This is a genomic window from Mesorhizobium sp. M6A.T.Ce.TU.002.03.1.1 (assembly GCF_003997275.1).
GTDB classification, from domain to species: Bacteria; Pseudomonadota; Alphaproteobacteria; order Rhizobiales; family Rhizobiaceae; genus Mesorhizobium; species Mesorhizobium mediterraneum.
Genome location: NZ_RZTI01000186.1, coordinates 1 through 8,891 on the forward strand (window position 1 = coordinate 1; position 8,891 = coordinate 8,891).

Sequence of the window (8,891 nt, forward strand, 5' to 3'; positions counted from 1 at the left end):
GGCACCACAGGCCCGCCATCCGCGCCTTGGCGCGAAGCGCCTCCAGCAGCGGCAAGGCGATATTTCCATGCGCGTCATAGGACGTCTTGTCGGCCTCGAGCGGCAGGATCTCACGCTCGACGAAGTCGGCAATGCGGACGCGGTAATCTTCGGTGCGGGCTGGAATGTCGAAATTCATGGACAAACTCTCAGCGAAGCGAGGTGGCCGCCATCGTCTAGAAATCGAGCGAGCGCTCGGCTTCCTTATTCGCCTCTATCCCCTTTTTCAGCCGCCGTCATCCGGCGAAGCGTGGTTCCGCAACGCCCTTGATGCCAAGGCCGTTTATTGCGAACAGGCTGCCGCAGCGCCACCCCGGCCGGCGTCGACGCGGGCGAAGGTGCGCCGGTTGCTGGCAGCACCAGTCGCGATGTCATAGTCATAAGCCCAGATCTCGCGATCCACCTCAGAACGCGACCTTGTCGCCGCCCTTCAATGACAGGATCTCGCGCGCCTCGTCGGGCGTCGCCACCTCCATGCCGAGGCCTTCGATGATCTTGCGGGCAAGCACCACCTGTTCGACGTTCGATTTGGCAAGCTTACCCTTGCCGGCCCAAAGACTGTCCTCGAGCCCGACGCGGATGTTGCCGCCAAGCGCTGCCGATTGCGCCGCGATGCGCAATTGGCTGGCGCCGGCACCAAGCACCGACCAGCGGAACTGGTCGCCGAACAGCCGGTCGGCGGTGCGCTTCATATGGGCGACGTCTTCAGGATGCGTGCCGATGCCGCCGAGCAGCCCGAATACCGACTGCACGAAGAACGGTGGCTTCACCAGCCCACGGTCGGCAAAGTGCGAGAGATTGTAGAGATGGGCAATGTCGTAGCACTCGAACTCGAAGCGCGTGCCGTTGTCGTAGCAGGTCGCAAGAATGTATTCGATGTCTTTGAACGAATTGCGGAAGACCAGGTCGCGCGTCGCTTCCAGATGCGGCTTTTCCCAGTCGAACTTGAAGGTCTCGTATTTGTCCGCGAGGTGATAGAGCCCGAAATTGATCGAGCCCATGTTGAGCGACGCGACTTCCGGCTTGAACTCAGTGGCTGGGCGCACGCGCTCCTCGACCTTCATGTAGGGGCTGCCGCCAGTGGTGATGTTGATGGCGGCGTTGGTGCCTTGCTTGACGCGCGGCAGGAAACGCGCGAACGCCTCCGGCGTCTGGTCGGGCTTGCCGGTCTCAGGGTCGCGGGCATGCAGGTGCAGGATCGCGGCACCCGCCTCTGCCGCCGCGATCGCCTCGGACGCGATCTGGTCCGGCGTGATCGGCAGATAGGGCGACATGGTCGGCGTGTGGATCGCCCCCGTCACCGCACAAGTGATGATAACCTTGCCCTTGGCCTGCTGAGCGCTGGGCTTGCGGTTCGTTTCCGTCATCGTCCGAACTCCTGATCCGATTTTCTCTTGTGCGCCGCCAGCGCCATCAGCCGGCGGTCGCGCCACACCTGCCGTTCGCCGAGCTCTTCCCGCGGCAGCCGCTTGCGGCGGTCGGCCTCTACTGTCTCGATGACCTCGCCGGCCCAGTCGACGCGGCGCAGCGTCTGCGGAAAAATGTTGGCATAGATCGTCTGATAGCGCTCGACATAGTCGCGCACGCCGCCCGGTGCATTGAGGTCGATCGTCTCGAACGGACCCATGAACGACCAGCGTAGCGCCAGCCCGTCGCGAATGCCGATATCGACGTCCTCGACGCTGGCATAGCCGTCGGCGACAAGGCGAAAAGCCTCCTCCAGCAGCGCGCCCTGCAGGCGGTTCATGATGAAGCCGTCGAGCTCGTGCTTCATCACCAGCGGCGCGTGGCCTGCGGCGACGAGTAAGGCGCGGGTCCTTTCGACCGTTTCGGGCGAGGTCCATGGCGCCGGCACGACTTCCGCAGCCGGAATGAGATAGGGCGGATTGATCGGATGCACGACCAGGCAGCGGTGCCGCCCTTGCAGATGATCGGTGAATTTCGACGGCAGCAGCGCCGAGGTGGAACTGGCGATCACCGCTTGCGGACCGGCCAACGCATCAATCAGAGAGAACACCTCGCGCTTCACGTCGAGGCTTTCGGGCGTGTTCTCCTGGATATGGACCGCATCGGCCAGCGCCTCTTCCAGCTCCGCAACGACGGCGATGCGGCCACGCACGGCATCGATTGCCTGTCCGCGCAGCAGATCGTTCGCGGCGAGGTCACCCAGCACGCCGGCGACGTAATCATGCGCACCGCCCGCCGCGGCCGGCGACTGATCCCACATCCGCACATCGTGGCCGGCGCGGGCGAAGCTGATCGCCCAGGCCCGTCCGATGAACCCGCTGCCGACAATTGCGACCTTTGTCATGATCGGTTCCTCAAAGCGTTTCGACGTTGCCGTCGACGCCGAGCGACTGGCCGGAAATGTTGATCCCCGCATTGGACAGCAGGAAGGCGACCATCGAGGCGACGTCATAAGGGCTGGTCATGCGGCGCAGCGAGATGTTCTGGAGATAGCGCTCCGTCATCGCCTCATTCGACACACCGAGCTGCTTGGCCCGGTCGGCGATCACCTTGTCGATGCGTGGTCCCTCGATGATGCCGGGCAGGATGGCGTTGACCCTTATGCCGTGCGGCCCGAGTTCCTTGGCGAGGCTCTGCGTGAAACCGATGACGCCAAACTTGGCCGCCGAATAGGGTGTGCGGAAAGCGTAGCCGTAGCGGCCGGCCGCCGACGACATCGAGACGATCGAGCCGCCGCCCGCCGCCTTGATCAGCGGCACGGCACGTCGGGCGCAGAGGAACTGGCCGGTCAGGCAGATGTCGATGCAGCGCCGCCACTCCGCCGGATCGATCTCATCGACGCCGCCGGTCGGCCCGGCAACGCCGGCATTGTTGATCAGCGCGTCGAGGCCGCCGAGCTTTTCCTTGACGGTCTCGAACAGCCGGTCGACGTCGTCTTCGCGCGAGACATCGGCCTTGACCGCGGCGACGAGCGCTATCCTGTCCGGAGAAGCGGCCAGCGCCTCGTCGGAGACGTCGCAAACGACGATGCGCGCGCCGAGCCGCGACAACGTGTCGGCAATGGCAAAGCCTATACCGCCGGCGCCTGCCGTCACCAGCACGCGCTGCCCCTTCAACCCGGTCAGAAAATCGTCCGCCGATGACGGTGCCCCTTTACTCATCGCCGTCGCGCTCATCGTGTTGTCCTTTCTCATTGCAGCCGCCGTTCGCGCAGCGCCATGACAGCGCCCAGAACGACCAAGCCGTACAGAATTGCCCTTGTGGCATAGGGCAGCTGAAATAGTGGCGAAAGCATTGCCCGCTGGTGGCTAGGCGAGCAAAGGCAGCTGCTCGGGCACGCCAGACTTTCGAATTTCCGGTAAGCCGCCCTGGGTTTGCATTGATCTCCACGACCAAGCCATGGCGCTGGCTTGCTCGCGTAGCCCCTAAGGCCGTCCTGGGGGCTGCTCCTGCGGAAATTTGTTTTCGTCTATGATTGCCACGGCCTGCTCGATGCTGTCTCTCACCTCGAAACCGATCCAATGTCCGTCCATCAGATGCGTTTGCCTCCCGCAGGCGAGGAAATAGCTCCCGGCCTGCTGCGCAACAAAGTTGAGTTGCCTCCTCTCATTGATTTTAATCCCCTCTGGCGGATCGGTGTACACCCCCCAGATCGCATCCTCGGCCGTCAACTTCACGGGCATCTCTGACTGAGCGTAGACCCTGGTCAGCATCAGGCTGTGCCGGAAAGACGAGGAGCCATTGATGAACTCGATCTTTACCGACCATTCTGCTGGCACGACGATGGTAAGATTGCCGCCCCAGTAACCGTTGAAGTCGATAATGTCGGTCCGGATGTTGTCCCTGCGATACCGCTCGACTTGGTTCCAATCGGCAACAATCTCTATGGCCACTGTCTCGGCTGCAGGATCGTTCTTGATCCAGCTCGGGACGAAAGGCTCCCCAGCCAGTGCAATTCCAGGCAAAAATCCCAAGGCAACGGCGAGAAGGGCGAGGTGAGCAAAGCGCGCCATCGCAATCAGAGGCTCCTCCCGAGCGGGGCGGCCGAGCGCAAGCGACCGCCAATCGAAGTCGACCTGGCTTGTTCCCTAAGGAAGAGAATACGCTTGAAATGGCATCCACACCAGCAAACCCAGAGTGCGCTATCGTCAGCCGTCAGAAACAACGCCATTGCTGCTATATCATCGGGATGCGCGTTGGAATTGCCTGCAGTGCGTCAGTGCGAGAGCGACGGGCGATTCCGTAATGTGAAGTTTCTGCTTCAGCTGTTGCGAAGGGTCTGTTGCGCAATTCGCCACGCCTGCTCCACATGTCGCCGGGCCGCGGCTTCGGCGTCATCGCCGTTGCGCGACTTGATCGCGTTCATGATGTCGGTCATTTCGGCAATTGCGGCATCGCGGCGGTCCACCGAAGCGATGGTCATGGAACGCAGCTGGTTGATGCGGACGTTCAGACCCTGGACGATTTCCCAGGCGATGCGCTTGTCGGCGGCATCGAAAAGCACTTCATAGAATTTTGTCGTCGCCCGCATCACCTCGATCGGATTGGCTGAGGCCCACGCCGTGAGCAGCACATCGAATGCGCGCTCAAGCGCAGCGATCTGGTCCTCAGTCGCCGTCAGCGCGCAGGCGCGCGCCGCGATGCCCTCCATCAAAGCGCGGAGTTCATAAATCTCATCGGTGCGGCTGAGATCCGGCCTGGCCACCGCGGGTCCGTGGCCTGGTATCATCTGAACAAGGCCCTCAGTCTCCAACTGCCGCAGAACTTCGCGCACCACCGAGCGACTGACGCCGAGCTGGTCGCAAAGCGGCCGCTCGACCAGCCGTTCGCCGGGCTGGAAGTGAAACCCCATGATCGCGTCGCGCATGCGCTCCAGCGCCAGCGTTCTCAGCGTCTTGGTGGATCGTTCGATCCTCAGTGTGTCGTCGGCCAATTCATCTACTCCCAGCATCCGCAAACAAACAGATTCGACGATCCGTTGACAAGGGATTTGGTCTTCAATAGTATGGTATACCATAAGATGACCGGGGCGGAAGGGAGCTTTTCCGGATGCCTCGGCCGAACGACCACCGAGGATTCGATGAAGCCGGCCATCCGAAAGATCGTCACCTATGTCGAGAACACGCTGATTGAAGGCGGCAAGGTGGCCCCCCGGCCGCTGCGACTGATCGGCGTGGCGGCAGTGCTCGACAATCCCTGGGCCGGGCGCGGTTTCACCGAGGACCTTTCTCCCGAGATCCGCGCCTATGCGCCGGTTTTGGGGGAGATGCTGACCCATGAAATTCTCGCAGTTGCGGGATCGGGCGAAGCGATCGAAGGCTACGGCAAGGCCGCAATCTGCGGTACATCAGGCGAGATCGAGCATGCCTCCGCGCTCATCCACACGCTGCATTTCGGCAACCACTATCGGCGTGCCGTCGGCGCCAAGACCTATCTCGCCTTCACCAACCTGCGTGGCGGGCCGAACACGCCGATCATGATCCCACTCATGGACAAGTACGATGAAGGCCGACGTTCGCACTACCTGACTGTGCATTTCCAGATCGGCGACGCGCCGGCGCCGGACGAGCTGGTGGTAGCGCTTGGCGCCTCGATCGGCGGACGACCGCATCATCGCATCGGCGACCGCTACCAGGATCTCAAGGAGGTCGGCGACCTGCATGGCTGAGCTGACGGAGCCTGCCTGGCATCGCGAAACGGCGCCTGACGGCACCGGCTTCATCCGGGCCGGATCCGGCGCGCCCGTCCTCCTCATCCACGGCGTCGGCATGAACGCGGCGATCTGGGGGCCCCAGATCGAGCTGATGCGGGACAGATGGGATGTGATCGCGATCGACATGCTGGGGCATGGCCGGTCGCCGCTACCGCCCGAGGACGCCAGCCTTGCCGACTATGCAGGACAGGCAATCCGGCTTCTTGATCACCTTGGCCTGGATGCCGTCTCGATCGTTGGCCATTCAATGGGGGCGCTGGTCGGGCAGGAAATCGCTCTCAACGCACCAGAACGGGTCCGCCGCATGGTGTCGCTCAACGCGGTCTTTCGCCGCCCGGCGGACCTTGCGCAGGCAGTGCGCGAGCGCGCCGCCGAATTGAATGGCGCGGAAAACCCGTCAGGGACGGACGCAACGATCGCGCGCTGGTTCGGCAACCCCGTCCCCGACAGCCTGGCCGAGGCGGCGAGGACAACGCGCGCGGCACTGCAGAGCGTCAACCCGGAAGGCTATGCGCGCACGTATCGACTTTTCGCCCATGCGGATGCGGCGCATGGCGATCGTCTTTCCGGTCTAGCGATGCCGACTCTGTTCATGACCGGCTCGCAGGACAGGAATTCCTCGCCTGCGATGTCGGCGGCGATGGCCCGCCTCGCGCCGTGCGGTCGCTGCGCCGTTCTGGAGGGCGAAAGACATATGATGGCCGTAGCCTCGCCTGACACGGTCACACGGCGCATTGTCGATTTTCTCGAGAGCAACGACGGCGCAAGCACACCGGCGCGACCGGCGATGGACACAGCCTTCGACGCGGGCGAATTCAGGCGGGCGCTCGGTTCCTTCCTGACCGGCGTTACCATCGTCACCGCGATCGGGCCGGAAGGAGAGCCTCGAGGCTTCACCGCCAATTCGTTTACATCCGTTTCGCTCGATCCGCCGCTTGTGCTGGTCTGCATCGCCAAGAAAGCGCTGGGTCATCCGGTGTTTTCGACCTCGAAGTGCTTTGCCATCAATGTGCTCTCGGAGGAACAGAGAGCCGCGTCCGGCGTCTTCGCTTCGAAATCGCAGGACAAGTTCTCGGCTGTCGAGTGGCGCTTCGGCCCGACCGGCAGCCCGCTGCTCGCTGGATCGGTGGCGACGTTTGACTGTGACATGGAGCAGTTGGTCGACGCCGGCGACCATTCGATCCTCATCGGCCGCGTTCGCGAATTCTCCCACAATTCATCGCAGCCCCTCGGCTATTGCCGTGGGGCGTATGTCTCGCCTGGTCTCAGCCAGGAAGCTCTGGCGGCCGCGCCTCCGGACATGGAGGTCGGCGCTATCCTCGAAGACGAAGGCCGCGTGCTGTTTTTCGAAAATGCCGACGGCTTTTTCGAACTGCCGGCGGGCCGAGGACTCGGGACGCCCGCCGACACGCGAAGCCTCAGGGGACGGCTGGCTGCGAAAGCCATCGAGGCTCATCTCGGATTCCTGTTTGCAGTCTGGGACGACGCCGCAAACCCATCGCGAACGCATGTCTATTACCGCGGCACGGTGGACGCGCCCCACTCCAGCGATGGCCAGGTTCGGCTCGTCGACATCGACAGGATTGCCGGACTGAACATCGCCGACGCTGCTGCGCGCTCGATGCTCGCCCGCTACGTTCGCGAATGTCGGGAGGATGCGTTTGGAGTCTATGTCGGCAACGAGGTCGAAGGTGAAGTCCGTCCGCTCGCCAAGCCGGTATCCATGAACACTTCGGGGTGAACAGATATGAAGTTCTCGCTCTTCGTCCATATGGAACGCTCGGACCCGGCAAAGCCGCATGCCGAGCTCATCGACGAGCTTGAGGAACTGGTCCTGATGGCCGAGGCGGCAGGCTTCGAGACGGCCTGGATCGGCGAGCACCACGGCATGGAGTTCACCATCTCGCCAAACCCGTTCATCAACATCGCCTATCTCGGCGCCAGGACGAAGCGCATCCGGCTCGGCACAGGAACGGTCATCGCGCCGTTCTGGCATCCGATCAAGCTCGCCGGCGAGGCAGCAATGACCGATGTCGTCACGGCTGGCCGGCTCGACATCGGCATCGCGCGCGGCGCCTACAGCTACGAATACCAGCGCCTGTTCCCGGGGCTCGATGCCTGGGGCGCGGGCCAGCGCATGCGCGAGATCATCCCCGCTATCAAGGGCCTCTGGGAGGGCGACTTCGAGATGTCCGGGGAGTTCTGGTCTTTTCCCTCGACCACCTCGTCGCCCAAGCCGGTGCAAAAACCGCACCCGCCGATCTGGGTGGCGGCGCGCGATCCGAACTCGCACGACTTCGCCGTGTCCAACGGCTGCAACGTCCAGGTGACGCCGCTCGCCTCGGGCGATGATGAGGTAACCAGCCTGATGGAGCGCTTCAACGCGGCGTGCGCGGCGCATCCGGACATCGCCCGCCCCGAGATCATGCTGCTGATGCACACATTCGTTGCCGAAGACGCCGCCGATGCAGAGCAGCTGACGAAGGACCTGTCGCTGTTCTACTGCCAGTTCGGGGCGTGGTTCCAGAACAAGAAGCCTGTTCGCCAAGGCATATTGGAAGCGCTCACCGGCGACGAGATCGCGGCCATGCCGCAATATGCGCCCGACAAAATGCGACAGAACCTGGTTATCGGCGAAGCCGAAGAGGTGATCGCCCGGCTGAAGGCATACGAGGCGCTCGGCTACGACCAATATTCGATCTGGATCGACAGCGGCCTACCGCACGAACGCAAGAAGAAGTCGCTGCAGCTGTTTGTCGACAAGGTGATGCCGGCGTTCGGGCATGGGAGGCCGCAATGACCCTCGTGGCATTCAGCAACTTCATAGATGGAGCGTTCGATACGCCGACGGCCACCTTCGAAAGCATCGATCCGTCCACCGGAGCGCCCTGGGCGACGATGCCCGCTGCAACCGAAGCCGATGTCGACCGCGCCGTCGAAGCGGCGCACCGGACTTTGCACTCCGCCGCGTGGGCATCGCTGACGGCGACGGCGCGAGGCAAGCTGCTGGTGCGCCTCGGCGACCTGGTCGTCGCCAATGCCGGCCGCCTGGCTGAACTGGAAACGCGCGACACCGGCAAGATCATCCGCGAGACCCGCGCCCAGATCGCCTATGTCGGCGACTATTACCGCTACTATGGCGGGCTTGCCGACAAGCATGAAGGCTCGCATC

General features: G+C 63.2%; 9 protein-coding genes and 1 pseudogene. 4 read left to right on the forward strand and 6 right to left on the reverse strand.

The features are described from left to right. The 6 genes and pseudogenes from EOC93_RS35140 to EOC93_RS31015 form a co-directional block, all read right to left on the reverse strand. Positions 1-178, reverse strand: a pseudogene (locus EOC93_RS35140) (acyl-CoA dehydrogenase); the annotation flags it as partial. A gap of 265 nt (positions 179-443) precedes the next feature. Further along, positions 444-1,406 (reverse strand): 3-keto-5-aminohexanoate cleavage protein, encoded by a 963-nt coding sequence (locus EOC93_RS30995; protein WP_095483707.1) that lies wholly within the window; start codon positions 1,404-1,406, stop codon positions 444-446. After that, a complete protein-coding gene (locus EOC93_RS31000) occupies positions 1,403-2,350 on the reverse strand; it encodes a 3-hydroxyacyl-CoA dehydrogenase (RefSeq protein WP_127206526.1) in 948 nt (315 codons plus the stop codon). Before EOC93_RS31000 ends, EOC93_RS30995 begins: the two co-directional genes overlap by 4 nt. A gap of 10 nt (positions 2,351-2,360) precedes the next feature. Beyond that, positions 2,361-3,167, reverse strand: a complete 807-nt coding sequence (locus EOC93_RS31005; RefSeq protein ID WP_127206529.1) for an SDR family oxidoreductase — start codon at positions 3,165-3,167, stop codon at positions 2,361-2,363. Positions 3,168-3,431: 264 nt separating this feature from the next. Beyond that, positions 3,432-4,019 (reverse strand): sulfocyanin-like copper-binding protein, encoded by a 588-nt coding sequence (locus EOC93_RS31010; RefSeq protein WP_245461590.1) that lies wholly within the window; start codon positions 4,017-4,019, stop codon positions 3,432-3,434. Between the two features lie 248 nt (positions 4,020-4,267). Then, positions 4,268-4,939 (reverse strand): GntR family transcriptional regulator, encoded by a 672-nt coding sequence (locus EOC93_RS31015; protein WP_095483705.1) that lies wholly within the window; start codon positions 4,937-4,939, stop codon positions 4,268-4,270. Between the two features lie 147 nt (positions 4,940-5,086). Here EOC93_RS31015 and EOC93_RS31020 point away from each other — a divergent pair, with 147 nt between their 5' ends. The 4 genes from EOC93_RS31020 to EOC93_RS31035 all read left to right on the forward strand — a co-directional run. Further along, entirely contained in the window at positions 5,087-5,674 is a 588-nt protein-coding gene (locus EOC93_RS31020; RefSeq protein WP_095483996.1) for an amino acid synthesis family protein, read from the forward strand. Next, entirely contained in the window at positions 5,667-7,460 is a 1,794-nt protein-coding gene (locus EOC93_RS31025) for an alpha/beta fold hydrolase (protein ID WP_095483704.1), read from the forward strand. Before EOC93_RS31020 ends, EOC93_RS31025 begins: the two co-directional genes overlap by 8 nt. A gap of 6 nt (positions 7,461-7,466) precedes the next feature. After that, complete coding sequence (locus tag EOC93_RS31030; RefSeq protein WP_095483703.1) at positions 7,467-8,519, forward strand: LLM class flavin-dependent oxidoreductase; 1,053 nt, start codon at positions 7,467-7,469, stop codon at positions 8,517-8,519. Then, a partial coding sequence (locus EOC93_RS31035) for an aldehyde dehydrogenase family protein (protein WP_127206528.1) occupies positions 8,516-8,891 on the forward strand: 376 nt, incomplete at its 3' end. The genes EOC93_RS31030 and EOC93_RS31035, both read left to right, overlap by 4 nt.

Coding starts and splice junctions, on each gene's coding strand:
- EOC93_RS30995 (WP_095483707.1), bottom strand. CDS start 1,406: ATGACGGAAACGAACCGCAAGCCCAGCGCTCAGCAGGCCAAGGGCAAG.
- EOC93_RS31000 (WP_127206526.1), bottom strand. CDS start 2,350: ATGACAAAGGTCGCAATTGTCGGCAGCGGGTTCATCGGACGGGCCTGG.
- EOC93_RS31005 (WP_127206529.1), bottom strand. CDS start 3,167: ATGAGTAAAGGGGCACCGTCATCGGCGGACGATTTTCTGACCGGGTTG.
- EOC93_RS31010 (WP_245461590.1), bottom strand. CDS start 4,019: ATGGCGCGCTTTGCTCACCTCGCCCTTCTCGCCGTTGCCTTGGGATTT.
- EOC93_RS31020 (WP_095483996.1), top strand. CDS start 5,087: ATGAAGCCGGCCATCCGAAAGATCGTCACCTATGTCGAGAACACGCTG.
- EOC93_RS31025 (WP_095483704.1), top strand. CDS start 5,667: ATGGCTGAGCTGACGGAGCCTGCCTGGCATCGCGAAACGGCGCCTGAC.
- EOC93_RS31030 (WP_095483703.1), top strand. CDS start 7,467: ATGAAGTTCTCGCTCTTCGTCCATATGGAACGCTCGGACCCGGCAAAG.